A 24,365-nucleotide genomic window follows, 5' to 3' on the forward strand; every position below is an offset into this window, starting at 1 on the left:
CATAATAAAAACTAATGACAAATCCACTCCTTAGTGGGAATAATCCAGTCATCAAGAGCCTTAAACAGAAAACCATGATTCAGACCCGTCTTAAGTTCAATTTCCTTAAAGTCTTTTATACCCGACCGGCTGAATCGTTGTTCTTCTGAAAGGGCAACATGGCCGTCATCAGATTGTTCGGTGATCGATAATATCTTTCCATAAAGTCTAAAATTTTTGTCTTTCTCCAGAGAATCATCTTTAAAAGTTGAGCCTATTAATACAAATTTTAATTCTGGATTTTTCTCATAATAAGATACATACTGCGCAATATAACCGCCCTGGGAAGTTCCAACAACTGTAATATTATTAACGGAAACTCCTTTTTTAATCAAACTGTCAATTTGCTTCTTTACCTTTAAGGCATACAGAGCAGGATCGGTATCGGGCTTCCGTTTTTCAGAAATAACAATTCTATTTTCTCCTTTAAGCTTCGTAAGAATCGACTCATATTCCGCAATACCGTACTTCGGATGTTTTTCTTTTAAAGAATGATCCTCTAAAAATTTATTATGCAAAAAGAAAATATACTGTTTTTGCCGACATTTCTGGCCCGACACAAACATTGAGGAAAATAATACTAAGGCAATAAAGATATGTTGATATTTCATCATAATTCCTGAAGATAATGCTTAAACAAATATAGCACTTAAATGACTAATCATACGTTGGGTCCCGGCGAGGCTTCAGACCATTATATACAAAAATTCCGGCGCGGGAAGCTCTGCTTCCCGCGCCGGAATTAAACAATTTCAATTTAGTCTTTCACGTATTATGCTTCAAAGGTATTATCCTTTCTGCAGCATCTTGAACTGAATTCTTTTTTAAACTTTCCTTTCAGCTCCTGATAATCCTCCTCATTCATTTCCCTGATTTTATCGGCTAATCCGAAAGGGGATTTTTCTTTGATTCCGTATTCATCAAAGACCCCTCTGATAAATCTTTTTCTTTGTGCCGCTTTTTTAGCTATGAGTGCTACTCCTACAACGGCTAGTGCTCCAAGAGCTCCTTTTAATGCTGAATTTTTCATTTTTCTAAATTTTAAATTTTACTACTTCTTATTTTTTATATAGACGAATGAATTTTAATTTTACTTTACTACTTCTTTAAAATTTTTAAATTATTCGTTGTTTCTGTTGAAGAATCCTCCTGAGCATTTATTTCTCCAGACTTCCTTGAATTTTTCTCTTTCTTCAGGGGATAATCCTTCCATTTTTTCTCTCATTTTTCTTTCCTTGAAATCTTTCATCCCTTTCCCAAAATGGAAACCTCCAAAAAGAATCTTACTTAAAACAAGTATTCCCATGGCCTGCCAGAATGTAATGGACTTTACCCCTAAAATTTCGGGAAGCAGACAGTTCCAAAGCATCATTACAATCCATGTAACGGCTAAGAGGATTAATGGTGGACATAACAATAAAAAAATCCAGCCCTTTTTGTGTTTATGATTCATAATTTCTTTTTCTAACTTTTTAAATCTTCGTATAATTTTCTCAATCTGTTTCTCAGATGCTTCACAGCATAGTTTTTTCTACTGATGATGGTTTTGATATTTTCTCCCTGTTCATCGGCAATCTCCTGGAGGGTTTTGTCGTTCAGTTCATTTTCTACGTAGACCAGCCTTTGTTTTTCGGGAAGTTCATCAAGTGCTTCAAACAGCTTTTTCCAGATTTCATCCTGAAACATCTTCACTTCAGGACCTGCGCTTTCATCCATCAATAAGATATCTTTGATGGAAAAGCTTCCGTCTTCATCCTCATAGACGAAATCTTCAAGATTTTCTGTTTTCTTTTTCCGGTAACGGTCTGTTATTTTATTCGCCGTCACTCTGTACAACCAGCCTCCTACATTCACAATCTCAGAAAGATTGGTAAGGCTACTGAACTGATACCACACTTCCTGCAGAATATCTTCTGCATCTTCCGTGTTTTTCACTTTAGGACGAATATAAGACATCAGTTTCCCTCCGTAGCTTGAAACGGTTTGTGAGATGATACTTTCTTTCTCCTTCTGTGGCATTGTTATTTTTTCGACAACCTCCATACTGACAAGACGGCTATCCTTTTGGTTTTACTTTAATAAATTTAAAATATTTTTCTCAAAATCCAATTTTTCTTTTATCCATCGGATTTTTATCTCAGAATTTTTTTTTCCTACAACCCACTCAATACTAATCACTAATCACTCATTACTCATGTTCCGGGGAGCTGTTTCCTGCTATCCGTTCATACTCCTCACGCCCGGGCTTTCTTAAAAGAGCCATTCCATGCTGTGGGGTAACCACTGCTATCAGGGCTGGAGTATTTGTGGGTATACTCATTATGGGCAACATAATGTATCCATAACCCTTTGCTTTTATTATCGTTATTTTACCCCTTATCATTCAATGCTAGTCATTCTCAGAAATCTATATTTATTTTTTAATAACACTATCTAGATTCCTACGAACTGACAAAGATAACACCAGTCAAAAAAACTATCGAACATTACATTTTATCGCAGATAAAATCCTTGCGCCTTAAAAATACCCAGCCTGTAAAATCTTCTTGCACCTTTGCGTTTCCTCCAACTCTCCACACCTAACCTACTCTTAGATACAGAACACCTTACACCTCCATATCCGTCGATTCTATTTTTTAATAACACCGTTTAGATTCCTGTGGAATGACAAAGACAACTCCGGTCAAAAAAACTATGGAATACTACATTTTATCGCAGATAAAATCCTTGCGCCTTAAAAATACCAGCCTGTAAAATCTTCTTGCGCCTTTGCGTTTTCTCCAACTCTCCACACCTAACCTACTCTTAGAAACAGAACACCTTACATCTCCATATCCATCGATCCTATTTCTTAATAACACAGTTTAGATTCCTGCGGAATGACAAAGACAACGCCACTCAAAAAAAACTATGGAATACTACATTTTATCGCAGATAAAATCCTTGCGCCTTAAAAACACCCAGCCTGTAAAATCTTCTTGTGCCTTTGCGTTTTTTCCAACTCTCCACACTTTTAATCCACTCTTAGACACAGAACACCTTACACCTCCATATCCATCTATCCTAATTTCTGAATAATATGGTTTAAATTCCTACGGAATGACAAAGACAATGCCACTCAAAAACCTATGGAACATTACATTTTATCGCAGATAAAATCCTTGCGCCTTAAAAATACCCAGCCTGTAAAATCATCTTGCGTCTTTGCGTTTTTTCCAACTCTCCACACCTAACCTACTCTTAGAAACAGAACTTACACCAGATGGTAAACAGCAAAACGGAGAGCTAAGTGCTCTCCGTTATTTTATAAAATGCTATCCTTCTTATTTACTTTTATTAAAGTTTTCTGCAAAAAATCCTAACATAGACTTATAAAGCTCTATCCTGTTGGGTTCTTTTCCAAATCCGTGTCCTTCATCGTATTTTACCATATAAGGAACTTCGAATCCTTTAGCGCGCATTGCTTTAACAATCTGGTCAGATTCATTGATATTCACTCTTGGGTCATTGGCGCCCTGAACTACAAATAATGGCTTTTTGATTTTATCAATCTGGTAAACCGGTGAAACTTCCTTGGCAATTTTAGCTTCCTCAGGATTATCCAGATCATACCAGATCTGTTTTACCATTTCTTTGTAAGGTTTCCAGTATTCAGGGAAAGAAGCAAAGAAGGTAAAGATATTGGATACCCCAACATAATCCACTCCACAAGCATACAGATCCGGAGTTTTAATCAAGCCCATCAAAGTAGCATAGCCTCCATGACTTCCTCCATAGATGGCCACTTTATCTTTATCTACCCATCCCTGGCTAATGGCATATTTCACCCCGTCTTCCACATCATCCATGGCCTTTCTTCCAATCTGTTTATACCCAGCTTTCTGGAATCCCTTTCCATAGCCTCCGGAAATTCTGAAATTCACCTGAAGAGTTGCATATCCTCTGCTGGCAAACAATTGTGTTTCAGGGTTGAAGCCCCAATCATCTCTGATTCCCTGCGGACCACCGTGAGGGTTTACTACCAAAGGAACTTTCTTACCCTCTAAAGCTGCTTTAGGCAATGTAATATACCCATGAATTGTCAATCCGTCTCTGCTTTTGAATTCAATAGGTCTCATTTCTGCCATATCCTCTTCTTTAAGTTGTGGCATAAGGTTATAAAGAAGTTTTAATTCCTTGGTTTTGCTATCATACTCATAGTAAGTTCCGTAGAGCTTATCACTTGCAACAATAACCAATAGTTTTTCATTATTATCATCTGAAGAAACAATTCCGAACTCTTTATCTTTAAACTGAGCTTTTAATTTGTCATCTATTTCCTTGTAAAATTTACTTACAGGAACGGTTTCTCCTTTTACCCCGTTATAACTGATATAGTCCAGCTCATAATTTCTGTTTTTACCGGCAACACTTATGGAATTTACATCATATACAGGATGAGAATACACCTCTTTGATTACTGCATTTTTCTTTAGATCATATAAAACGATTTTTGATTTGTCACTGTCTAAATTGGTCACCACATACGCTTCATCTTTATTTTTAGAATTATCATTAAACCTGATAATATTGAAGGTATCAGACCAGTCCGTTGATTTCAGAAGATTGAATTTTCCGGTTTGTAAATCTTTATAATACGTTTTGGTAGTAAGACCGTTTTCAAGAACCGTATATCCTCTTAAATTTCCGTCTTTATCAAAAATATAGTCATCAATAGGGCTATTGACGTCCTTATTTTCATACAGCTGAGTTATTTCGCCGGTAACAAAATTAATTTTATAGGGTTCAAAGATCTGTTTGTTATTTTTATTCATGGTCACCACTACAAAATCAGTATCTTTTATAGGTCTGATTGTGCCCAGTGTTATCCCTTCAAACGGTGTTAAATCTTTAAGATTCCCTCCGTCAGTATCGGCTGCATACAGGTGGATATTTTCATTTCCTCCTTTATCCTGGGTATAAAAAAGACGGTTTTTATTAAGCCAGCCATAGTTTTTGATCAGGTCATCTTTTTCTACAATTGCTTTGGTAATTTTTCCTGTACCCAGTTCTTTGACGTACACATGATTTTTCATGTCCTTATCTTTCTCCTTGTAGGAAAGGTATTTTCCATCAGGAGAAATTTTAAATGCCGAAGCTTTGGGTCTTGCAAAATAATCTTCAACTTTATATTTGAAAGTTCCTTTATCATAAGAAACAAGTTTCTCCAAACTAGCTTTTGAAGACGGTAATGTAGGATCACCAGGTAATTTGGCTGTTGTACTTTGTGCGTGGATCATAATAGCAGAGATTACAATATTGGCGGTGGTTAAAATTTTGGAATTTAGATTCATAACTTATGTATTAAAGTTAAAATTATGTTTTGTATTTAAACTTTTAAATCAACAAAAGAATAAACACTTCTTTACAATTAGACATACAACAGCCTCAAAACGTTACATTATTTAACACCAGTTGAGGAAATATTTTTTAACAATAAAAAAGACAGCCCAAAAAGACTGTCATTTTATTTAGTGTAAATAAATTCCAAAATACCACGTCCAGCCTATTAAAATCAGCTGCATCGGAATTCTCTGAACATAAAGATACCGCATTCCGGGGCCGGTATAATCTGCTTTAAAAATATTAATCTTTCTCCTTGAAGAGTTGATATTGGCTATAAATACCAATACATAAAAAACAATCAGTAAGATCGCAGTAATTTCCCTTATCGCCGGAATCATCAATCCTATTCCTGCTGCAATTTCCAACACTCCGGTAAAATACACCCAAAACATTCGTCCGGGAATAAATTCCGGGATCATCATCGCCATTCCTTTCTGAAATTTAAAATGGGATAATCCCGTAAAAATAATGAAAACCGCCATTCCGAGGTTTCCTGAAAATAAAAAGTCAGGCTTCCCCTGGAATACCATTGTTCCCAGTAACGCCAGAATGAATGTGCCAAAAAGGACTGTTAGTAGTTTCATACTTTTCTTTTAGGTTGCAGACTGCAGGTAATAGATTGCAGAGATTAGGAAAATTACAATTTTTTAATGATCTGCAGCCTAAATCTACCAGTCTATACATAGTAAATATGTACTATGCTTTTTATACGGAACCTAGATTTACTCCTTCCGCCAGACTTTTAACAGTCATCAGGCCTTTTGTAAAGCCTGTATTCATATGGTCTTCCCAATCTTTTTCCACCTGCACTTCTGCATGAAGCTTTGTTTTTCCACCAAAATCAATGAGAAAATATTTTTCAAAACAGCCGTTCCACTCCATGACTTCCTTACTTTGGGTATCCTCATTGCCATCTTTATCCACCATTCCCAGGTGTTTAAAAACAATCTGCGTAGGCTCTTCCAGGCTATCTATGGTAGAAACCATACCTTCTCCTTTATCATTAAGAAAATATGTTTTCCCACCAACTTTCCAGTCGGATTTCATAATAGATCCCGGACCAAAATATTTGGTCCATTCACTATAGGTATCAGGACTCCAAAGGATGTCCCAAACTTTTTGCAAGGGAGCATCTATTATTGTTTCATACGATAAGGTTTCCATATTGTAATTTTTTTGTGGTTGGTTTGTTTATACAGTTTTTACATCATAGGGGTCCCAGTTTCTGTTTAAAGCTGATTTTCGGAAAGATGTTTCACGATATTTAATGCCTTTGGAAATTTTTCTTCAAAAAAATCTTTAAATTCTTCCGGAGTCTGAATTTTCACCGTCAGTAACGTTCCGTCTTCCACTTCCTCAAGGAAATAAGACTCTGTTGCATCTCCCCAGTTCTGAGCAACTTCAATTCCTTCATATATTTCTCCCAGGTGCAGAAATTTTATTTCCTGATTAGGTACAATTTTTTCTACCCTGCTGTACATTCCATTATGTTTGGGGTCATAGAATTTTATAATATTATTTTCTTCCAGTGTCCCTTCATAAAAGGAGCCCTCTGTAAAGGCTGTTGTCCACTGCCTGTAGGTAATATCTCCCCAAAGGACACTCCATACTTTTTCCGGTTCTGCATTAATCTCGATTTCGTATGATAATTTTTCCATAGTATTTATTATTTATTGTCATTAGGTTGCAGACGGCAGATCTCTTCTCAATAGCTGACTGCAACTTTTAGTATTTAATTCCTAGCCTCCCACAAAATCACCTCCGTTAATGTGGATCACCTCTCCGGTGATATAACTCGCATCTTTAGAAGCTAAAAATACATAAGCAGGTGCTACTTCCGAAGGCTGTCCTGCCCTCTTCAAAGGAGTATCTTTTCCGAATGTAGACAGATCATTAAAGGCTTCTTTCACCAAGGGTGTCCATATGGGACCGGGAGCAATCCCATTGACCAGGATTCCTTTTTCAGCAAGATTACCTGCCAATGAGCGGATAAAAGCCAGTACAGCTCCTTTTGTAGCCGCATAATCTATCAAATGATCACTTCCTCTATAGGCGGTAACGGAAGTTGTACAGATGATCCGGCCTCCCTTTCTGATCAGCGGAAGGAAATTCCTCGTCAGGGAGATCATTGAAAGGATATTGGTCGTAAATGTTTCCCGGATCTGCTCATCCGTAATCTTTTCCAGACTGTTTTTTGAGGTATGAATTCCAGCATTATTAACCAGAATATCCACATTTTCCCATTCGGACTTGATCTTCTCTGTACATTTTGTTCTGAAAGCTTTTCGAGTTAAATCTCCTTTCAGCAGGATACATTGCTGTCCCTCTTCTTCCACCAGTCTTTGGGTTTCTTTTGCATCGTCATCACTTTCTTTGTAGATCACAGCAACATCTGCTCCCTCTCTGGCAAAGTGAACGGCTACAGCCTGCCCTATTCCACTGTCTCCTCCTGAGATTACCGCCTTTTTTTCAAATAATTTCCGGCTTCCCAGGTAATCGTTTCGGATGATTTCCGGAAACAGTCCTTCTTGAGGGACTTTTGATTTAGATTTTGACTTGTTCTGTGTTTTCATAAGCAAATCTTTCCTAAATGACATCAAATGGCAAGCCGAAAAACTTTTAGGAATGATACGCGTCCTCCAGATCCTGTATTATAATTTCCTGCATTTTCATCATCGCCTGCACTACTTTATAAGCTTTTTCCTGATCTGAATCATTCATTAGCTGAATTAATCTTTTAGGAACAATCTGCCAGCTCAGACCATATTTATCCTTCAGCCAGCCACACATACTTTCTCTGCCCCCGTTTGAAGTCAAAGCATTCCAGTAACGATCTGTCTGTTCCTGGTCATCGGTCATCACCACCATGGAAATTCCTTCATTAAAGTCAAACTGATGATCATAAGAATTATCCATACAATACAGACTGTAATGATCAATACTAAACTGGGCATGCTGAACATTTTCGGCAGGTTCCGTTATACTATGTCCTTCTCCCCCGTCTCCGTATTTCAGTATATTTCCGATATTCGAATTTGGGAAAGTCTGTGTATAAAGCTCCATCGCTTCTTTAGCTTTGCCGTTGTTCTCATGGATAAACATCAGGGTAGGAACTATTTTCTGATCGCCTCCCTTTTCTCCTAAAAATATTTGCCAGGTCACTCCAAACTTATCCTGAACCCATCCATATTTTTTACTCCATGAATAAGATCCCAGCTCCATTAATGCCATTCCCCCTTCCAGTAACTGATCCCAGTATTTCTGGACTTCATCTTCTGTGTCACAAATCACCATGAAAGAAACTGAAGGGTTCTTTTTGAATTGCGGACCACCGTTCAGCAGCATTATTCTCTGCCCAAAAAGGTCAACATTCATGACAACTGGTGTGTCTGCCGTAATCTCCCCATCAAAAACTTTACAATAAAATTCTGCGGACTGTTTTGCATCTCCGTCATACCAGAGACACGGGAAAATATCTTTATTCATTAGTTTAGATTTTAAAATAGATTAATATAGTTTTTGATTACTTTTTTCTGATTTAATTACTTTTACTTTGCTACCGAACAGAGTTTGGAAAATCCTATTTTCCACTCAGAATCGCAAGGGAAACATATGGCAAAGGAAATCTTATGTCTTTGCATTCACAAGGATCATCTTGTTTTTTGCAATGACACGGTAAAATTTCTGTAGTTTACACTTTATAGTTCCTTGAAAAACATGTGATTCTCTTTCATATGATTCTTTAATTTTTCCATGGTATTCTTCCCAAAACCATGCATCTGCATAATTTCTTTTTCAGAATAATCCGACAGCTTTTCCAGGGAGTCTATTTTTTCCTTTTCCAAAGCTCTTCTTGCAGGTATAGCAATCACTCCATGAAGAAAATGTTCTTTAGGATCATAGTTAAAAGTATAAATAGAGTTTAAACTCTTTGACATGATAACTAAATTGATCATGGCGGTAAAAAGTGTTTTTAATGATTCTCAACATATTTGTGGAAATTATTGAGGATAGCATACCAGCCTTCTCTTTGCATTTCCACAGAGTTTTGCTTTTCAGGATCGAAAATCTCAGTAACCTTTGTCGTATTTTCATCTACTTGATCAAAGATCACTTCTACTTTTCTTCCGTCCGCAATATGATATTGTATTTTTTCGTTAGGGATAACCTCATCATATACACCTTCAAAATCAAACCCAAAGCTTTTATCCTTGGCCTCCATTCTGTTTTTAAACTTCCCTCCTACTTTCAGGTCATTTTCAGAACTTGGGCACTGCCAGCTTTCATGGGCAAAATTCCATTTTGTAATATGTTTAGGCTCATTGAAATAATTCCAGACCTTTTCTACCGGAGCTAAAATTGTAATGTCTATTGTAATTGGATCCATAGTTCTATTTTTAAGTGATTGGGTAAAGGGCGCCCCAAAAAAATGAGTGCCCTTTTATTTATAATGAGTTAAATATAAGATTATTTTGTGTATTCGTCATTATAGTTCACCATCCAATGAACGCCATATTTATCCTGGAAACTTCCAAAATAATCTCCCCAAAACTGATCTTCAAGCGGCATTTCTATATTTCCTCCCTCTGAAAGTCCTTTAAAAAGTCTTTCAGCTTCGTCTTTCGATTCCGGAAAAATAGAAACATAATTATTATTTCCTACTGTCAGAGTCTGTCCGAATCCCGGAACGATATCCGAAGCCATTAAAAGATCATTTCCAATAGGTAGCGCTACATGCATTACTCTGTTTTTTTCCTCGTCTGAAAGATTTTCAGTACCCGGAGCGTTCCCCATCTTGTGGATTTCACCCAGAAACTCTCCTCCAAAGACAGATTTGTAAAAATTGAACGCTTCTTCTGCGGTTCCATCAAAATTTAAGTACGGATTTAATTTTGCCATGATTTTTAATTTTAAGTTGTTAAGATTATTGGTAAACACAAATAGTACAAAAGGTTCATAAATAACACGGCAACGATATCAAACATTGGCGTTACTTTTAAAACAACCGGTACTAGCCGTATTTTATTTATTTAAAAAATTTTCTATTTCCTTTACGGTAAAGTCTATTAAATCTATATCCATACTTCCATCGAAATCGGCCATCATATAAGTGCCATGGGTAGCGGGAAGTATCATTAATTGTGAATTTTTCACCAGCCTCCACATAGCAACTGTATGTTCGGGCTTCATGACATCTTTATCACCACTGATAAACAGTACGGGTGAGTGGATAGAAGTCAATACCTCATCATCCCAATCTTCAAAAGTCTGCATCCTCTTACAGTCTTTGTCAAAGAGATTTTCAAGCTTTGAGAAATCAGGATTCAGGTTTAAAAAATTAATTTTAAAGGGCTCCGGCATGGTATCAAACGTTGCCTCCTGCATCCCTTCAAAAAAGCCGTCAATCATTCCTGATCTCTTATAAAATGCTGAAGCAACCACCAGTTTTTCTACAACATCCGGATAAAGATGAGCAATCTGCATCACGGTATTTCCACCATTGCTGAATCCCCAAAATGAAGCTTTTTTAATATTGAGTTCCCCTAAAAGAGCAGCAACATCCCGGGCATCCTGCTCAAATGTTTCAGGAATATCCCGATGTTCACTTCTCCCGTGATTCTGAAGATCAATACCAATCAGCTGAAATTTATTTTCAAGCCTTCTAATAACTTCTTTAAAATCAAACAAAATAGAGGAACCTCCTCCATGGATCAGTACCAAAGGTTTTCCTGCACCATAAATTTCATAATACAGCTGAATTCCATTGACTCTTTTATAGCCTTTTTCTACCGGATTCATGGGTTAATATTTTATATTTTCGTCCACATCATATTTCATTCCCGGGTAGTCTAAAATTTTACGCATCAATCCGATCTGCCCGCACAGGTAATCTTCACGGCCAATACACATTCCTACAAAATTGAGTTTGTTTTCTGTGATAAAAGGAATGTTCATCCCTATTTCAAAAATCTCATCAAGCTCTTCATCTGTTACTTCCCCTAATCTCTGATACACTTTTGAAGAAATATCATGGAAATTTTTCTTCAGGTCAGTTAAAGTTGGGTATGTATTACTTTCATCCAATGCCTTTCCCTGAAAAAAGAGATCATTATTAGGATCCTGATCCTGTAGTCCCAGTACCCAACCCAATCCATACCTCATATTCACAAAGTTTCCTGCCATCCATATGATATGATTGGTTTTATTTTCAATTCTTTTCAACGCATCTTCTTCCGAAATACCGTCCAAAACGTTCATAAAGCTTTGGGTATGCATTCTGTAAGCCGGAATAATGAGTTCCATTTTTTTTGATTTTGGTGTGTCCATTTTTTTATTTTTTATGGATTTTATTTTTAAACCTTACTTTATCGCTCCCGGTTTTCCCAGAATCCTGCGAAGGTAGCCCAGCTGTCCGCTGTGGTAAATTTCATGAAGGCAAAGCATTGCAATATCTGTACTGCTTCCAGGAGTAAATCTTTCAAGAGTATTAAGCTTTGCGTCCAATATATTCTGAGACTGGTTCAGATAAGATTTTAGTTCTTCAAAATTTACAAACTCAGCCTTCCGCTCCAACGGTATTTCTCCTCTGTTGTAGCATGAGAACTTCTCTCCATCCCAAACAGATTCTTCACCCAGGATATTCAGAAAAGCATTTCTTATATAAATTAAATGTCCGAGAATCCAATTCATAGAATTAGCCTCACCATTTGGAAAAACCATTGATTCATTATGTGTAATACCCTCGATATTCAAAGAGATCACCTGATAATTACTGGTCACCTGGTTTTTTACAAATTCTATTTCGTTTGATATAGTTTCCATAATGCTAAAATATTATGATTGGTCTGCAGGCAATTGTGAGAGATCTCCGTACATCACTTCCCACTGATGGCCATCAATATCTGCAAAAGCACTTTGATACATCCATCCGTGATCCTGAGGTTCACTATATTTTGAACCTCCGTTTTCGAGAGCTGTTTTTACCATATGATCTACTTCATCACGACTGTTTACACCTATTGCAAGAAGCACTTGTGTGGTATCTCCTTTGGCAAAAGGTCTGTCCGTAAATGTCTGAAAAAATTCTTCTTTCAGAAACATGGTATAAATATGATCTTCTCGCATGACTACGCATATTGCCTGATCATTCGAAAACTGTTCATTTATAGAAAAGCCAAGCTTCGTCCAGAAGTCTCTGGTTTTTTGCACGTCTTTTACAGGTAAATTGACGTAAATATCGTTGATTCGCATTTTGTAATTTTTAGTGTTAAACTTGTAACCAAATGACCAAGGTTTAATAAAAACTAACCTGGCATAAGGCAATATTTAATGTTATTTGAAAGTAAAGCATCTGTTAAGGTAGAATAAGAAACGCTTTTTGGCAGTGATCCTCGTTAGGTGCTCTACTATTGAGTCGGCATTTGAGAGATATCGGCATAGGTTATATTCCAGCCATGTCCGTCAAGATCCCAAAAAGAATTTTGGTACATCCATCCGTAATCCTGAGGTTCTTCATGTTGTGAGCATCCATTTTGCAAGGCAGTATTGACCACCTGATCAACCTCTTCACGGCTGTTGAGCCCCACAGCCACAAGAACCTGGCTTGTATTCTCTTTGGCAACAGGTTTATTGGTAAAAGTCTGGAAGTAGTCCTCTTTCAGAAACATAACATAGATATTGTCATCTTTCATTGCAACACACACCGCCTTATCATCTGAAAACTGTTCATTAATTTCAAAACCAAGTGTAGTCCAGAATTCTTTTGTTTTCTGTATGTCTTTTACCGGAAGGTTGACATAAATTTGATTGACTTTCATTTTTGTAATTTTTAGTGTTAAACTTTTAACCAAAATTACCAAGGTATGATGAAAATCAACTTGCCATAAGGCAAGATTTAATTTTTCTTGGGATGGGAAACCAATTCTTTACGAATACGACTTAAAGAAGTATCGGTAACCCCCAGATAGGAAGCAATCTGCTTTAAGGGAGCAAACTGGATAACCTTCGATTTTTGTTCCAGCAAATTCAGGTATCTTTTGGTAGCGGAAAGGGTAAACATTTCTACAGACCGCTGTTTATAGTCAAAAAGTTCTTTAGACATCCAGGATCTTCCCCATTCCCTGAGATTGGGAATTTTATGGAATAAGTCCTGAAAAGTATCGTAATCAAGCCTCCAACATTCGCAATCTGTAATACAAATGATGTTTTCCTGAGAAGGTATTCTCTGAAACAATGATAAAACCTCAATAATAACCTCATTCTCTACAAAGAAATGCGTAGTCACTTCATTCCCGTTGAAATCATTGACAAATGAACGTGCCAGGCCACTGTCTAAAATATAATATTCATTAGCCGTTTTTCCTTCTTGAAGAATGAAGTCTCCTTTTTGAAATGATGTTTTCTCATGGGCCTGAAATATTTCTTCAAGCTCTTCATGAAGAAAAAAAGGAAAATCATAGCATGTTTCTAAGGCTTTATTGGTCATCAGGTCAATTTTTTTTGAGTTTTAAAAATAAATTTTTTAATCCAGTTAAAGATATAAATATTAAACAAATAAGAAAATTATTCATGAAAATCAATATATCACATTGAAATTAAAGACAATCGACAACAACTAATAATTAAACAAATGTTCTAATTTTCATAAAACGTCTTATCAAATTAAACCACCCCGTCAAATCAAAGATTTGACACCCCTCCAGAGGAGGGGAATGCTTATACCTTTAGGGGTCGTGTGGTATAAAATAAGCCATTTGTTAAATATCTGGGGAAGGGAGAGATGGTTTTCTTTTGCTTAAAATAAAGACAGCTGAATCGGTTTGTTCGGTTTTGGAGCATCACCAAAAACAGTTTTCCCTCCAAAACGCCAGGAGTTTTGTCTTTCTTCTTCAATAACCTGCTGAATATCAAAATCGGGAGTAAAGTCTTTTTCTGCTGATGTTACAATCTGGTGGAGTTTATGTAGAGAATTTAATTTGTCTGAGTTTCCAAGCTTTGACTTCTCTATTCCTTTTTTAAGAATATTGATACTTTCGTCATAAGTTTTCGTAGGTACAGGAAAAGGATGCCCATCTTTACCTCCGTGGGCAAAAGAAAACCTTGCAGGATCAGAAAATCTTGCCGGTGCCCCATGAATCACTTCACTCACTAATGCCAGTGACTGCATCGTTCTCGGACCGACACCTTCCAGCATCAGCAGATCTTCAAAATTTTGTGGCTGCTGCTCACGGGTTATGTACAAAAGAGCGCCCAGCCGTCTCAAATCAACATCAGAAGCCTGTACATCATGATGGGCAGGAAGAATCAGTCTTGAAAAGTCTTTCATCACATCTACAGAGTCGGTATGGGAAATGTCCAGAATTCCTTTTCTGTTTTCCGAAGCTTCGGAATCGGTAAGGTTAAGGATTTTCCCTCTTGAAATACCATTAATTCCGGTATGGGGTTCTTCTACAAATGATTTGACATTTTCCGAGTGCCAATGGTATCGTCTTGCCGTTCCGTCAGACTCATGCATTCCCTGCTGAATCACACTCCAGTTTCCGTTATCCGAGAGCACAAAATTATGCAGATACAGCTGATATCCATCCTGTATGGCGGTATTGTCAACCTTTGCTGAAAGTTTACTGGCTCTTACCAGCTCTGTTCCATTCAAACCGGTCTTATCAGCAATACGAATCAGCTCAGAGGGAGTTTCTCTTGACAGTTTCCCTTTACCTCCACAGATATAAATTCCCAGGGATTGAGAGTTGGGGTTAATAGAGCGTTTCAAAGCTCCCATAACGGAAGTGGTAATTCCTGAAGAATGCCAGTCCATTCCCATCACCGCTCCAAAACTTTGAAACCAGAACGGGTCTGCCAAACGGCGGAGAACTTCATCTTTACCATAATCCATCAGGATCACCTCAATAATGGAAAGCCCGAGAACAGACATCCGTTCGTATAACCATGGCGGTACTTTGCCATAGTGAAGAGGTAGATCTGCTGTTCCTGAACGTTTCATTTTTGATTAAAAAACAAAGTTAGTTTTAATATTCTAAATGGGTCATGATTTGAATCAACATTAAATAAAGCATAAAAGATTGTCCATTCATATTTTTTTATGATTTTTGTATCGTTTCAATACCAACCCACTATTATGAAAAAACTTTTACTATTTCTATGTGTTGCCTTGCTATCTGCCTGCCAAAGTAAAAAAGAAGAATCAACCAATGCAGAAGGTCTTAAAAAAATGAGAGAGGAATGGCTCAAAAACAGATTGGACTTTTTTCAGGCTGCTAAACCCCAATATTTTTCAGCTAAGACAATTAACGGGCAGCCATTCAATTCAAAGGATTATCAGGGGAAAAACCTTCTGATCTTCATTTACAGTAAAACATTTCTTAAAAAAGATCCTAATGCAAGTTATAATATGGTGGATGATTTTAATGGAATCTATACCCACTACAAAGATAATGTAGGCGTTATAGGAATTTTGGAAGGACTTGTAGAAACAGATAAGGAACTTCAGCAGATCTTCCATGATGCCAGTTTTCCATTTGAACAAATAGATAATACGCAATCTCCCAGCAAACAGGAACAGCTGAAATATAATATCTACTGTACTCCGGCTAAAATACTGATTGATTCCAACGGAAAAGTGATCCATTCCAGCTGTGGTGGAGCTACAGATGAAGAGCTTATACGAAAGTTAGACAGCATTAAAGGGGCTCAAAAATAAGCGCTATCAATCAATTGAATACAACGGTAAAGCACCATGCTTTTTTTCATCAAATTCCTCATTGAAAATAATTTTATTCCCAAAGGGGTCATTGACGGTAAAAGAAATGGCATTGTAGAAGGTCTTTTCAAGGCCCGGACGATTGTATTTGTAATTTTTAGCGAGCAGCTCTTTGTGATATTCAGGGACTCCTTCTCCCCAGATAAAAACACTGCTTCCGGGAGTTCCATCCCCATGGTGTTCACTCAAATGAAGAATAATATTGTCTTTTTTCACCTCCATATAAACGGGTGTATTTTCTTCAAAATGATGTTCCCATACGATTTCAAAGCCCATCCAACCGATGTAAAATTCCAGGGTTTTCTGATAATCAAAAATTCTGAGAATAGGAATAACCTGTTTTGCATTCATGATATCAATTAATTAAATATTTATGTGGATTTTGGAAATTATTTTTAAGTTTTGGCTAAAGCCAAATGATAGTTTATTTTTTATGAAAGCGGACTAAAGTCCGCTCCTATTGAATAATATGCTTTATTTTATTGGTGAGAAAGAATATTAATCAGTTTTCCAAACGGGTCTTTTACAAAGAATCTCCGGACTCCCCAATCTTCATTGGTCAATTCATACGGTATTTCAAATCCTGCCAGGCGCATCTTCGTATAAATGCTGTCTACGTCCTCCACTTCTATGGATAGATCAGGAACTTCGGTATTATTTCCACCTTGTTCCGCAAAACTGATCTGAACTTTTGCTTCTTCTTCATTTCCAAAAGTTTTGATCCAGCCATGATCCATCAAAACATCAAGCTCTAAAATATCCTGATAAAAATGACTGGCTTTTGATACCTCATCTGTTTTTATATTGACTACGATTCTTTTGACCATACTGTATCATTTAAAAAAGCCCTGTGAAATTACATAAAATTTCACAGGGCTTTACAAGATTTTTATAGGTATTTGTCTTTAGAGTGAAGAAGCAGCTTCCAAAATCAATTCGGTAACTTCTTTAGGATGTGAAGCTAATGAGGCATGTCCTGCATCTAACGTAATTATTTTCTTTGGCTGAAGTCTTTCTGCCATTTCCTTCTCTGTTTCTGCCGGAATCATATGATCTTTTGAGGAGATCTGATACCAGCTAGGTTTTGTTTTCCATGCCGGTTCTCCGGCAATGTCTCCGAAACACTGTCCATGAATAGGTTTTTGTGACAATGCCATTACCAAAGCCTTTTCGTCATCAAGATCCTGGCAAAAAGCAGATTGAAATTCATCATACTTAATCCACAGGAAACCTTTACTGTCTGGGTAAATACTTGCTCCACCCGGAGATTCCCTTCTTCCTAAAAGAGATCCTAAACTGTCTCCTGCATCCGGAGCAAAAGCGGCGATATAAACCAGCCCGGCGACTTTATCATGGTTTCCGGCACCTGAAATCACAGCACCTCCATAAGAATGCCCTACCAAAAGCACTTTCCCTTCCTGGGCATCTATAAGGTCCTTTGTCTTATTGATATCATCCTGTAACGAAGTTAAAGGATTTTGAACACTTCTCACTTTGTATCCTGCTTTTACCAAAGAAGGAATAACATACTGCCAGTGTGAGCCATCTCCCCAGGCTCCGTGTACCAAAATAATGGTTAGATCTTTCTGTTCCATAATGATTATTTAAAATTTGATGATTGTAAAGCTACGTGCTAAAATCTCAAAGGACGTTAACTTAAGTTAATTAACAATCCTACTTCTTATCCGGCTAAGAGACTGCTCTGTTACTCCCAGATAACTGGCAATATGTTTCTGGGCTATTTTCTGAAACAGAAGGGGTTCTTTTTTCAAAAGATTTAAATATCTGTTTTCGGGAGAATAGCATAACAAATCATCAATTCTTTTTTTGGCATCCAAATAAATTTTTTCACTCATTACACGTCCAAATTGCTGCCAATATGCTTCTTTTTCATATAAAGATTTAAGATCCTCTTTTCTTAAAAGCAAAATTTCACAGTCTTCCAATGCCTGAATATTCATATTGGAAACGGTATCACAGAGAATACTTTCATAATCTGTAAAAAACTCATTTTCAAAATAAAATCCGAAATTGATCTCCCGGCCCTGATCATTGATATAAAAGCACCTTATCGTTCCTTTTTTGATAAAGCCTAAGTATTTACATTTTTCACCCTGTTTCAGAAAAAAATCAGATTTTAAAAGCTGTGTATGTTTAAGCAGGGCATAAAATTCTTCGAAATGCTCCCGATCTACCTGAAACAGTTCTCCATATTTTTTGTAATGATCCAACATAATCTGTTTGTGTTTTTTATATCTAAAAAAGCCTTGCAAAAAATTATTTTCACAAGGCTGTTACAAGTATTTTATTCCTGTTGTTTATTTTATTGGTTTAATGCTGTAAGTGCTGCATTATAATTAGGCTCATCAGCAATCTCTGAAACCTGCTCCGTATATACCACTTTATTGTTTTCGTCTGCAACGATTACTGCACGGCTTAAAAGTCCTTTCAAAGGAGAATCAGTAATGGTTACTTCATAATCATCACCAAAGCTGCTTCTGAAATCTGAAAGGGTTTCCACGTTATTTAATCCTTCAGCAGCACAGAATCTTCCTAAGGCAAAAGGAAGGTCTTTTGAAATATTAATCACTACCGTATTATCTAATTTTGAAGCTTCTTCGTTGAATTTTCTGCTGGAAGCGGCACAAGTTGGCGTGTCAATACTTGGGAAAATATTGAAGACTTTCTTCTTTCCTTCAAAGGTTTCAAGTGTTTTTACATTTAACCCGGAGTCTACCAAAGCGAAATCTTTGATTGTGGTTCCTACTGACGGTAATGTTCCTATTGTGTGTACTTCGTTTCCTTTTAAAGTAATGGTTGACATAATTTTATTTTTAAAGTTTTTCAAATTTAATCAAAATAGATTTTTTTTCAATTTAATAAAGGTTAAATTAATCTTAAAGTGAAAAAACTCAGTATAGGAGTAAGTCCCAAAATTAAATTTTAACTAAATTTGTAGAACTATAATTTCAAATAACAAATAACAGTATAATGTCAGAAAAATCAAAAATCTATTACACACTTACTGATGAAGCTCCAATGCTGGCTACACATTCGTTTTTACCAATCGTAAAAGCTTTCACAAAATCAGCAAACATCGAGATCGCAGTTCCGGATATTTCTTTGGCAGGAAGAATTTTAGCTAATTTTCCTGAATTCTTAAAAGATGATCAGAAAATCGGTGATGCTTTAGCAGAATTAGGCCAACTGGCTACTCAACCTGACGCTAATATTATCAAACTTCCTAATATTTCGGCTTCTGTTCCTCAGTTGGATGCAGCGATTGCTGAATTACAGGCGAAAGGTTTCGCAGTTCCTAATTATCCTGCAGAACCTAAAAATGATGATGAAAAAGCAATCAAAGCTAAATATGCAAAAGTTTTAGGAAGTGCAGTAAATCCGGTATTAAGAGAAGGAAATTCTGACAGACGTGCTCCAAAAGCTGTTAAAAACTATGCAAAAGCCAACCCTCACAGAATGGGTGACTGGGCTTCTGACAGCAAAACTGATGTAGCTCATATGAACAATGGTGATTTCTATGGGACAGAAAATTCTACAACCTTAGAAAATGCTACACAATATAAAATCGTATTCAAAGGAAATGACGGGGCTGAAACTTTGTTGAAAGATTTTGCAGGTCTTCAGGCAGGAGAAGTTATCGATTCTTCTGTAATGAACCTCAATGCTTTGAAAGTATTTGTACAGGAGGCTATTGAAGAAGCTAAAAATAAAAATGTACTTCTTTCCGCTCACCTTAAAGCTACGATGATGAAAATCTCTGATCCGATTATCTTCGGAGCTATTGTAGAGACTTTCTTCAAAGATGTATTTACTAAATATGCTGAGACATTCAAATCTTTAGATGTCAACCCTAACAACGGTCTTGCTGATCTTTTTGAAAAAATTAAAGGAAATGCTCAGGAAGCTGACATCAAAGCTGATATCGAGAAAGCGCTTGCTGAAGGACCTAGAGTGGCCATGGTAAATTCTGACAAAGGGATTACCAATTTCCACGTACCTTCTGACATCATTGTTGATGCTTCTATGGCTGCTCTTGTAAGAGGAGGCGGTAAAATGTGGAACAAAGAAGGAAACGAAGAAGATACAGTTTGTATCATTCCGGACCGTTCTTATGCTGGTTTCTATCAGTCTGTAATTGACGATATGAAAGCACATGGAAAGCTGGACCCTACTACTATGGGATCTGTTCCAAATGTTGGATTAATGGCTCAAAAAGCTGAAGAATATGGTTCTCACGATAAAACTTTCCAATTATCTGCTGACGGAACTGTAGAGGTTCAGGATGAAGCAGGGAATGTTCTTCTTTCTCAAAAAGTAGAAAAAAATGATATCTTCAGAATGTGTCAGACTAAAGATGCTCCTATCCAGGACTGGGTAAAACTAGCTGTAAACAGATCAAGATTATCTGATACGCCTGCTATTTTCTGGTTAGACAAAGGAAGAGCTCATGACAGAGAAATCATCAAAAAAGTAGAAAAATATCTTGCTGATCACGATACTGCAGGTCTTGACATCAGAATTCTTGATGTAAAAGATGCTATGACTGAAACATTAAAAAGAGCAAGAGAAGGTAAAGATACAATCTCTGTTTCAGGAAACGTATTAAGAGATTATTTAACCGACCTTTTCCCAATCCTTGAACTTGGAACTTCTGCAAAAATGCTTTCTATCGTTCCATTAATGAACGGAGGTGGTTTATTTGAAACAGGTGCCGGAGGTTCTGCTCCAAAACACGTTGAACAGTTCTTAGAAGAAGGATATTTAAGATGGGATTCTCTAGGTGAATTCCTTGCTTTACAAGCTTCTTTAGAGCATTTGGCACAGACTCAGGGAAATACAAAATCTCAGGTATTGGCTGATGCATTGGATGAAGCAAATGCTAAATTCTTAGCTACAGATAAATCTCCAGCAAGAAAAGTAGGACAAATCGATAACAGAGGTTCTCATTTCTATTTAGCTATGTATTGGGCTGAAGCCTTGGCAAACCAAACTGTTGATGCAGAATTGGCGGCTAAGTTTGCTCCGGTTGCAAAAGAAATGAAGGAAAATGAAGAGGTAATTAATGCAGAATTAATTGGTGCTCAAGGTAAGCCTCAAAATATTGACGGTTACTACAAAACTGATAAATACAAAACGTACACAGCAATGAGACCAAGTACTGTTTTAAATGAAATTATTGACAGAATCTAATTTCTGATATAATATAAATAAGAAAGCTCCTTTTTCAAAAGGGGCTTTCTTGTTTTTGGCCTATTCATTAAAAGATATACCGAAAACCACCCCGTCAAGAGGAGGGAAATATTGACCATATATTTATTCATCAAAGTCAACGTATCCCTAATCCCTGCCACCTCTCACCTACCTATCCTCCACAATCACTCTCCTGTGCTCTCTCCCCCAGTTTATCATTTCCTGGATTATATTTCCAAAAGTTCTGCAATATTCTGTGGGCTCATATTCAATCAGTACGGGAGTTTCCGGGTAGACATTGCGCTTTACCAGTTTATTCAGTTCCATATCTTTAAGTTCTTTTGAAAGCATTCTTGTGGTAATTCCGGGAATGCTTCTTTCAATTTCCCGAAAGCGTCTGTTCCCATTACAAATTGAGTTGATGACGGGAATTCTCCATTTTCCTCCAATAAAATAAAGGGTATCCTGAAGGGCTCTTAATTCTTCTGTCTGATCTCTTTCCATAAGTGCAAAGTTAAGTGATATCATGAATGATACTGGTATACTCTGTGATACTGGTTACAAAAGTATACCAAATTGAAATAACTTTGTCAAAAATTGTAAGAAATGAAAAAAATGAACAACAAATTAGCGATAGTAACAGGTGGAAACAGCGGAATCGGATACGCTGCTGCAAAAGAACTTATTTCACAAGGAGCCACAGTCATCATTACAGGAAGAAGAAAAGAAGCTGTTGAAAAAGCAGCTTTAGAACTTGGAGCAATTCCTTTCATTGCAGACCAGGCCAACCTTCACGACATTGATTTGCTAAAAAAAGAAGTTGAACAACAATTCGGAAAGGTAGATATTTTATTTATCAATGCAGGAATTACAGGAAGCATGGCTCTGATTGAAAATATGGATGTCCACAACTTTGATGAGGTGATGAATATCAATTTCAGGGGAGCTTACTTTACCTTAAGCAAATTCATTCCTATACTCACCGATGGAGCTTCTGTCATCATGTTATCATCTATTGTAGCCTCCACCTACAAACCCAACAGCTCTGTATATCAGGCAAGCAAAGCTGCACTTAATTCAATTACAAAAACTGCGGCAGCAGAGCTGGCTCCAAGGAAAATCAGAGTCAACATCATCAGCCCCGGCCCTATAAATACAGATATTATGAGCAAGGCTGGACTAGATGAGGAAACTTTAAAGAATCTCAACAGCCACCTGATCAATGAAATTCCACTGAAAAAAATGGGGACCGCAGAGGAAGTGGCAAAATGGGTTACCTATTTATCTGATCCTGAGGTTTCCGGATTTATTACCGGAACGGAGATCGTGATAGATGGAGGGATCACTTTATAAGCTTTCAGTTTTTACATACCGGCAATCATAATATATTGCCGGTATTTTTATGTTGAATTTTTCAGACTTTAAAATTCCTTATTCACCTTCTTTTTTGTCCGGCTTAGCCTTTTTTACATTTCAAAATCTGGACTTCTCCTCTACTTTTGGCTCAGAAAAAAACAATACTCGTTATGAATACTGAAAAGAAAAAAAGAAATCCCATTGCTATTATCTTTTTGGCTATACTGGGAATCTTCGGAGGGCTTCAGCTATTGAGCCAACCTCTGGAAGGAAAACCTGTCACCGGGAAAATTGAAGCCCCCCGTGAGGTCATTGCTATCCTTGAAAACTCATGTTTTAACTGCCACTCCAACCAGCAGAACTTAAGCTGGTATGATAAGCTTGCCCCAGTTTCCTGGGCTGTCAATAAAGATATAAAAAGAGCCCGAGAGGTTCTTAATTTTTCGGAATGGGAAAAGCTGTCTCCTGCGGAGCATCAGGGGAAAATGTATGCTATTCTGAACATGATGCAAAGTGGGAAAATGCCACTTCATGAATATACCCTCCTACATCCCTCTTCTAAAATTTCTCAAAAAGATATTGAAACAATCAAAAAATATACACTCTCATTATCTGGTACCGGTACTCTAACCAAGGATAAAAATACAGGTCAGGAAATCAAAGAAGCTCGCCAACCTATTCCATCAAAAAATCCTGTTTCCCCCAATGGCATTCAGTATAATGATGATTTTAAAAACTGGAAGGTGATCAGCATGAGTACACTCTTCGACCATTCTATCCGCGTTATCTATGGCAATCCTACTGCTGTCAAAGCCATTGAGACCGAAAATTTTCATCCCTGGCCGGACGGAAGCATCGTAGTAAAATCGGTATGGAAACAGCAGGAACTTCCGGACGGAGAAATCAGAGCCGGAAAGTTTATCAATGCTCAGTTTATGGTAAAAGATGCTAAGAAATACAAAGACACTGAAGGTTGGGGCTTTGCAAAGTTTTCAGGAGATGACCTTCATCCTACCGGAAAATCAGCATCATTTGCCAAAGAATCATGTATTGCCTGCCACAGACAACTTGCAGAAAAAACAGGATACCTATTTGATGTTCCTATGAAAATCAACACCCAAAGATTAATTCAAAATTTACAGAAAAAATGAAAAATACATTCGCAATTCTCCTGACAGGTTTTATTTTACTTATCTCCTGCAACAAAGAAAACAAGGATAATGGACTTGTAAGAGTAGTTTTTGATCCGGGTCACCTGAAATTCATCTCAACTTCTTTGAATCCCAAAAAAGAAACCATGTCCGCTTTATATGGAAACCCAAAAGCTTTAGAATCATTATCAAAAGAAAATAGCCAACCGGAACCAGGTACTGTTATAAAATTGGTAACGTGGCGTTATCATGAAAACCCTCAATACACGGGAGGAACAATCACCGGGGAACTGGTAAGTATTGAGACTCTCCAATCTGATGAAAAAGGAAGTGTTTCTTATGAAATGAAAAACGCAGAGTCTAACAATCTTTCAGTCAATAAAGAAGAGAGAATACAATATTTGATGAGCTATCATCCGGTAAGCAGACCCTGATTAAACTGGATT

Annotated in this window: 32 protein-coding genes; 5 read left to right on the top strand and 27 right to left on the bottom strand. The window is 37.0% G+C overall.

Annotation, left to right across the window (positions count from 1 at the left end; all coding sequences use genetic code 11):
• Positions 1-11: 11 nt before the first annotated feature.
• The 21 genes from DRF57_RS15545 to DRF57_RS15645 all read right to left on the bottom strand — a co-directional run bounded on the left by DRF57_RS15545 (position 12) and on the right by DRF57_RS15645 (position 15,424).
• Positions 12-653, bottom strand: coding sequence for an alpha/beta hydrolase (locus DRF57_RS15545; RefSeq protein ID WP_115919505.1), 642 nt, complete (start codon positions 651-653; stop codon positions 12-14).
• 158 nt (positions 654-811) lie between these two features.
• Complete coding sequence (locus DRF57_RS15550) at positions 812-1,069, bottom strand: hypothetical protein (RefSeq protein ID WP_115919507.1); 258 nt, start codon at positions 1,067-1,069, stop codon at positions 812-814.
• Positions 1,070-1,159: 90 nt separating this feature from the next.
• A complete protein-coding gene (locus tag DRF57_RS15555) occupies positions 1,160-1,492 on the bottom strand; it encodes a hypothetical protein (RefSeq protein ID WP_047486038.1) in 333 nt (110 codons plus the stop codon).
• 11 nt (positions 1,493-1,503) lie between these two features.
• Positions 1,504-2,058 (bottom strand): RNA polymerase sigma factor, encoded by a 555-nt coding sequence (locus tag DRF57_RS15560; protein WP_228406274.1) that lies wholly within the window; start codon positions 2,056-2,058, stop codon positions 1,504-1,506.
• 169 nt (positions 2,059-2,227) lie between these two features.
• On the bottom strand, positions 2,228-2,359 hold the full coding sequence (locus DRF57_RS24175; RefSeq protein ID WP_262511489.1) for a hypothetical protein: 132 nt from the start codon (positions 2,357-2,359) through the stop codon (positions 2,228-2,230).
• Between the two features lie 1,003 nt (positions 2,360-3,362).
• Positions 3,363-5,372 (bottom strand): S9 family peptidase, encoded by a 2,010-nt coding sequence (locus DRF57_RS15570; protein WP_115919511.1) that lies wholly within the window; start codon positions 5,370-5,372, stop codon positions 3,363-3,365.
• Positions 5,373-5,549: 177 nt separating this feature from the next.
• On the bottom strand, positions 5,550-6,008 hold the full coding sequence (locus tag DRF57_RS15575; protein ID WP_047486046.1) for a DoxX family protein: 459 nt from the start codon (positions 6,006-6,008) through the stop codon (positions 5,550-5,552).
• A gap of 121 nt (positions 6,009-6,129) precedes the next feature.
• Positions 6,130-6,588: an SRPBCC family protein gene (locus DRF57_RS15580; protein ID WP_047486048.1), complete on the bottom strand. Its 459-nt coding sequence runs from the start codon at positions 6,586-6,588 to the stop codon at positions 6,130-6,132.
• A gap of 65 nt (positions 6,589-6,653) precedes the next feature.
• Positions 6,654-7,082, bottom strand: coding sequence for an SRPBCC domain-containing protein (locus tag DRF57_RS15585; protein ID WP_115919513.1), 429 nt, complete (start codon positions 7,080-7,082; stop codon positions 6,654-6,656).
• Positions 7,083-7,163: 81 nt separating this feature from the next.
• A complete protein-coding gene (locus DRF57_RS15590; RefSeq protein WP_115919515.1) occupies positions 7,164-7,997 on the bottom strand; it encodes an SDR family oxidoreductase in 834 nt (277 codons plus the stop codon).
• A 46-nt stretch (positions 7,998-8,043) separates the two neighbouring features.
• Positions 8,044-8,910 carry a VOC family protein gene (locus tag DRF57_RS15595; protein ID WP_115919517.1) on the bottom strand — a complete coding sequence of 289 codons (867 nt, stop codon included), beginning with the start codon at positions 8,908-8,910 and terminating at the stop codon, positions 8,044-8,046.
• Positions 8,911-9,122: 212 nt separating this feature from the next.
• The gene (locus tag DRF57_RS15600; RefSeq protein WP_228450362.1) at positions 9,123-9,362 is read right to left on the bottom strand and encodes a DNA-directed RNA polymerase subunit alpha C-terminal domain-containing protein; all 240 of its coding nucleotides are present in this window, start codon (positions 9,360-9,362) and stop codon (positions 9,123-9,125) included.
• A 35-nt stretch (positions 9,363-9,397) separates the two neighbouring features.
• Positions 9,398-9,811 carry an SRPBCC family protein gene (locus DRF57_RS15605; RefSeq protein WP_084087696.1) on the bottom strand — a complete coding sequence of 138 codons (414 nt, stop codon included), beginning with the start codon at positions 9,809-9,811 and terminating at the stop codon, positions 9,398-9,400.
• A gap of 80 nt (positions 9,812-9,891) precedes the next feature.
• Positions 9,892-10,323, bottom strand: coding sequence for a VOC family protein (locus DRF57_RS15610; RefSeq protein WP_047486347.1), 432 nt, complete (start codon positions 10,321-10,323; stop codon positions 9,892-9,894).
• 123 nt (positions 10,324-10,446) lie between these two features.
• A complete protein-coding gene (locus DRF57_RS15615) occupies positions 10,447-11,223 on the bottom strand; it encodes an alpha/beta fold hydrolase (protein WP_084087698.1) in 777 nt (258 codons plus the stop codon).
• Between the two features lie 3 nt (positions 11,224-11,226).
• A complete protein-coding gene (locus tag DRF57_RS15620; RefSeq protein WP_115919519.1) occupies positions 11,227-11,751 on the bottom strand; it encodes a DinB family protein in 525 nt (174 codons plus the stop codon).
• A gap of 33 nt (positions 11,752-11,784) precedes the next feature.
• Positions 11,785-12,246 carry a DinB family protein gene (locus DRF57_RS15625; protein ID WP_084087702.1) on the bottom strand — a complete coding sequence of 154 codons (462 nt, stop codon included), beginning with the start codon at positions 12,244-12,246 and terminating at the stop codon, positions 11,785-11,787.
• A 12-nt stretch (positions 12,247-12,258) separates the two neighbouring features.
• Positions 12,259-12,675: a VOC family protein gene (locus tag DRF57_RS15630; protein WP_115919522.1), complete on the bottom strand. Its 417-nt coding sequence runs from the start codon at positions 12,673-12,675 to the stop codon at positions 12,259-12,261.
• Positions 12,676-12,830: 155 nt separating this feature from the next.
• Entirely contained in the window at positions 12,831-13,241 is a 411-nt protein-coding gene (locus DRF57_RS15635) for a VOC family protein (protein ID WP_047486064.1), read from the bottom strand.
• 77 nt (positions 13,242-13,318) lie between these two features.
• Positions 13,319-13,909, bottom strand: coding sequence for a Crp/Fnr family transcriptional regulator (locus tag DRF57_RS15640; protein ID WP_115919524.1), 591 nt, complete (start codon positions 13,907-13,909; stop codon positions 13,319-13,321).
• Positions 13,910-14,218: 309 nt separating this feature from the next.
• Complete coding sequence (locus tag DRF57_RS15645) at positions 14,219-15,424, bottom strand: DUF763 domain-containing protein (protein ID WP_115919526.1); 1,206 nt, start codon at positions 15,422-15,424, stop codon at positions 14,219-14,221.
• Between the two features lie 135 nt (positions 15,425-15,559).
• Here DRF57_RS15645 and DRF57_RS15650 point away from each other — a divergent pair, with 135 nt between their 5' ends.
• Complete coding sequence (locus DRF57_RS15650; protein ID WP_157969903.1) at positions 15,560-16,141, top strand: peroxiredoxin family protein; 582 nt, start codon at positions 15,560-15,562, stop codon at positions 16,139-16,141.
• A gap of 6 nt (positions 16,142-16,147) precedes the next feature.
• Here the strand turns inward: DRF57_RS15650 and DRF57_RS15655 are convergent, their stop codons facing one another.
• The 5 genes from DRF57_RS15655 to tpx form a co-directional block, all read right to left on the bottom strand.
• The gene (locus DRF57_RS15655; protein ID WP_115919530.1) at positions 16,148-16,552 is read right to left on the bottom strand and encodes a glyoxalase superfamily protein; all 405 of its coding nucleotides are present in this window, start codon (positions 16,550-16,552) and stop codon (positions 16,148-16,150) included.
• Positions 16,553-16,680: 128 nt separating this feature from the next.
• Positions 16,681-17,028, bottom strand: a complete 348-nt coding sequence (locus DRF57_RS15660) for a VOC family protein (protein ID WP_084087710.1) — start codon at positions 17,026-17,028, stop codon at positions 16,681-16,683.
• Between the two features lie 78 nt (positions 17,029-17,106).
• A complete protein-coding gene (locus tag DRF57_RS15665) occupies positions 17,107-17,796 on the bottom strand; it encodes an alpha/beta hydrolase (RefSeq protein ID WP_084087712.1) in 690 nt (229 codons plus the stop codon).
• A gap of 66 nt (positions 17,797-17,862) precedes the next feature.
• On the bottom strand, positions 17,863-18,435 hold the full coding sequence (locus tag DRF57_RS15670) for a Crp/Fnr family transcriptional regulator (RefSeq protein WP_052188521.1): 573 nt from the start codon (positions 18,433-18,435) through the stop codon (positions 17,863-17,865).
• Positions 18,436-18,524: 89 nt separating this feature from the next.
• Positions 18,525-19,025, bottom strand: a complete 501-nt coding sequence (tpx, locus tag DRF57_RS15675) for a thiol peroxidase (protein ID WP_047486077.1) — start codon at positions 19,023-19,025, stop codon at positions 18,525-18,527.
• Between the two features lie 167 nt (positions 19,026-19,192).
• Between tpx and DRF57_RS15680 the strand changes: the two genes are divergently transcribed.
• Positions 19,193-21,412 (top strand): NADP-dependent isocitrate dehydrogenase, encoded by a 2,220-nt coding sequence (locus DRF57_RS15680; protein ID WP_115919532.1) that lies wholly within the window; start codon positions 19,193-19,195, stop codon positions 21,410-21,412.
• Between the two features lie 168 nt (positions 21,413-21,580).
• On the opposite strand, the gene DRF57_RS15685 is transcribed toward DRF57_RS15680, so the two are convergent.
• Positions 21,581-21,916, bottom strand: coding sequence for a winged helix-turn-helix transcriptional regulator (locus tag DRF57_RS15685; protein WP_047486354.1), 336 nt, complete (start codon positions 21,914-21,916; stop codon positions 21,581-21,583).
• Positions 21,917-22,018: 102 nt separating this feature from the next.
• On the opposite strand from DRF57_RS15685, the gene DRF57_RS15690 reads away from it, so the two are divergent.
• The 3 genes from DRF57_RS15690 (at position 22,019) to DRF57_RS15700 (ending at position 24,353) form a co-directional block, all read left to right on the top strand.
• Positions 22,019-22,765 carry an SDR family oxidoreductase gene (locus DRF57_RS15690; protein ID WP_167449379.1) on the top strand — a complete coding sequence of 249 codons (747 nt, stop codon included), beginning with the start codon at positions 22,019-22,021 and terminating at the stop codon, positions 22,763-22,765.
• Positions 22,766-22,938: 173 nt separating this feature from the next.
• Complete coding sequence (locus tag DRF57_RS15695) at positions 22,939-23,919, top strand: heme-binding domain-containing protein (protein ID WP_115919534.1); 981 nt, start codon at positions 22,939-22,941, stop codon at positions 23,917-23,919.
• Positions 23,916-24,353 carry a cytochrome P460 family protein gene (locus DRF57_RS15700; protein ID WP_115919536.1) on the top strand — a complete coding sequence of 146 codons (438 nt, stop codon included), beginning with the start codon at positions 23,916-23,918 and terminating at the stop codon, positions 24,351-24,353. The genes DRF57_RS15695 and DRF57_RS15700 overlap by 4 nt, the downstream gene beginning before the upstream one ends.
• The last annotated feature ends 12 nt before the right edge of the window (positions 24,354-24,365 follow it).

It is taken from the genome of Chryseobacterium rhizosphaerae (assembly GCF_003385455.1).
Taxonomy (GTDB): Bacteria; Bacteroidota; Bacteroidia; order Flavobacteriales; family Weeksellaceae; genus Chryseobacterium; species Chryseobacterium rhizosphaerae.

Excerpts from the sequence above, each read along its gene's own strand:
- DRF57_RS15690 (WP_167449379.1), top strand. The coding sequence starts at position 22,019 with ATGAAAAAAATGAACAACAAATTAGCGATAGTAACAGGTGGAAACAGC.
- DRF57_RS15700 (WP_115919536.1), top strand. The coding sequence starts at position 23,916 with ATGAAAAATACATTCGCAATTCTCCTGACAGGTTTTATTTTACTTATC.
- DRF57_RS15680 (WP_115919532.1), top strand. The coding sequence starts at position 19,193 with ATGTCAGAAAAATCAAAAATCTATTACACACTTACTGATGAAGCTCCA.
- DRF57_RS15645 (WP_115919526.1), bottom strand. The coding sequence starts at position 15,424 with ATGAAACGTTCAGGAACAGCAGATCTACCTCTTCACTATGGCAAAGTA.
- DRF57_RS15620 (WP_115919519.1), bottom strand. The coding sequence starts at position 11,751 with ATGGACACACCAAAATCAAAAAAAATGGAACTCATTATTCCGGCTTAC.
- DRF57_RS15560 (WP_228406274.1), bottom strand. The coding sequence starts at position 2,058 with ATGCCACAGAAGGAGAAAGAAAGTATCATCTCACAAACCGTTTCAAGC.
- DRF57_RS15670 (WP_052188521.1), bottom strand. The coding sequence starts at position 18,435 with ATGTTGGATCATTACAAAAAATATGGAGAACTGTTTCAGGTAGATCGG.
- DRF57_RS15665 (WP_084087712.1), bottom strand. The coding sequence starts at position 17,796 with ATGGAACAGAAAGATCTAACCATTATTTTGGTACACGGAGCCTGGGGA.
- DRF57_RS15585 (WP_115919513.1), bottom strand. The coding sequence starts at position 7,082 with ATGGAAAAATTATCATACGAAATCGAGATTAATGCAGAACCGGAAAAA.
- DRF57_RS15545 (WP_115919505.1), bottom strand. The coding sequence starts at position 653 with ATGATGAAATATCAACATATCTTTATTGCCTTAGTATTATTTTCCTCA.
- DRF57_RS15650 (WP_157969903.1), top strand. The coding sequence starts at position 15,560 with ATGAAAAAACTTTTACTATTTCTATGTGTTGCCTTGCTATCTGCCTGC.
- DRF57_RS15685 (WP_047486354.1), bottom strand. The coding sequence starts at position 21,916 with ATGGAAAGAGATCAGACAGAAGAATTAAGAGCCCTTCAGGATACCCTT.
- DRF57_RS15550 (WP_115919507.1), bottom strand. The coding sequence starts at position 1,069 with ATGAAAAATTCAGCATTAAAAGGAGCTCTTGGAGCACTAGCCGTTGTA.
- DRF57_RS15575 (WP_047486046.1), bottom strand. The coding sequence starts at position 6,008 with ATGAAACTACTAACAGTCCTTTTTGGCACATTCATTCTGGCGTTACTG.
- DRF57_RS24175 (WP_262511489.1), bottom strand. The coding sequence starts at position 2,359 with ATGAGTATACCCACAAATACTCCAGCCCTGATAGCAGTGGTTACCCCA.
- DRF57_RS15605 (WP_084087696.1), bottom strand. The coding sequence starts at position 9,811 with ATGGATCCAATTACAATAGACATTACAATTTTAGCTCCGGTAGAAAAG.
- DRF57_RS15695 (WP_115919534.1), top strand. The coding sequence starts at position 22,939 with ATGAATACTGAAAAGAAAAAAAGAAATCCCATTGCTATTATCTTTTTG.
- DRF57_RS15580 (WP_047486048.1), bottom strand. The coding sequence starts at position 6,588 with ATGGAAACCTTATCGTATGAAACAATAATAGATGCTCCCTTGCAAAAA.
- DRF57_RS15590 (WP_115919515.1), bottom strand. The coding sequence starts at position 7,997 with ATGAAAACACAGAACAAGTCAAAATCTAAATCAAAAGTCCCTCAAGAA.
- DRF57_RS15640 (WP_115919524.1), bottom strand. The coding sequence starts at position 13,909 with ATGACCAATAAAGCCTTAGAAACATGCTATGATTTTCCTTTTTTTCTT.
- tpx (WP_047486077.1), bottom strand. The coding sequence starts at position 19,025 with ATGTCAACCATTACTTTAAAAGGAAACGAAGTACACACAATAGGAACA.
- DRF57_RS15655 (WP_115919530.1), bottom strand. The coding sequence starts at position 16,552 with ATGAATGCAAAACAGGTTATTCCTATTCTCAGAATTTTTGATTATCAG.
- DRF57_RS15615 (WP_084087698.1), bottom strand. The coding sequence starts at position 11,223 with ATGAATCCGGTAGAAAAAGGCTATAAAAGAGTCAATGGAATTCAGCTG.
- DRF57_RS15610 (WP_047486347.1), bottom strand. The coding sequence starts at position 10,323 with ATGGCAAAATTAAATCCGTACTTAAATTTTGATGGAACCGCAGAAGAA.
- DRF57_RS15630 (WP_115919522.1), bottom strand. The coding sequence starts at position 12,675 with ATGCGAATCAACGATATTTACGTCAATTTACCTGTAAAAGACGTGCAA.
- DRF57_RS15660 (WP_084087710.1), bottom strand. The coding sequence starts at position 17,028 with ATGGTCAAAAGAATCGTAGTCAATATAAAAACAGATGAGGTATCAAAA.
- DRF57_RS15625 (WP_084087702.1), bottom strand. The coding sequence starts at position 12,246 with ATGGAAACTATATCAAACGAAATAGAATTTGTAAAAAACCAGGTGACC.
- DRF57_RS15570 (WP_115919511.1), bottom strand. The coding sequence starts at position 5,372 with ATGAATCTAAATTCCAAAATTTTAACCACCGCCAATATTGTAATCTCT.
- DRF57_RS15600 (WP_228450362.1), bottom strand. The coding sequence starts at position 9,362 with ATGTCAAAGAGTTTAAACTCTATTTATACTTTTAACTATGATCCTAAA.
- DRF57_RS15595 (WP_115919517.1), bottom strand. The coding sequence starts at position 8,910 with ATGAATAAAGATATTTTCCCGTGTCTCTGGTATGACGGAGATGCAAAA.
- DRF57_RS15555 (WP_047486038.1), bottom strand. The coding sequence starts at position 1,492 with ATGAATCATAAACACAAAAAGGGCTGGATTTTTTTATTGTTATGTCCA.
- DRF57_RS15635 (WP_047486064.1), bottom strand. The coding sequence starts at position 13,241 with ATGAAAGTCAATCAAATTTATGTCAACCTTCCGGTAAAAGACATACAG.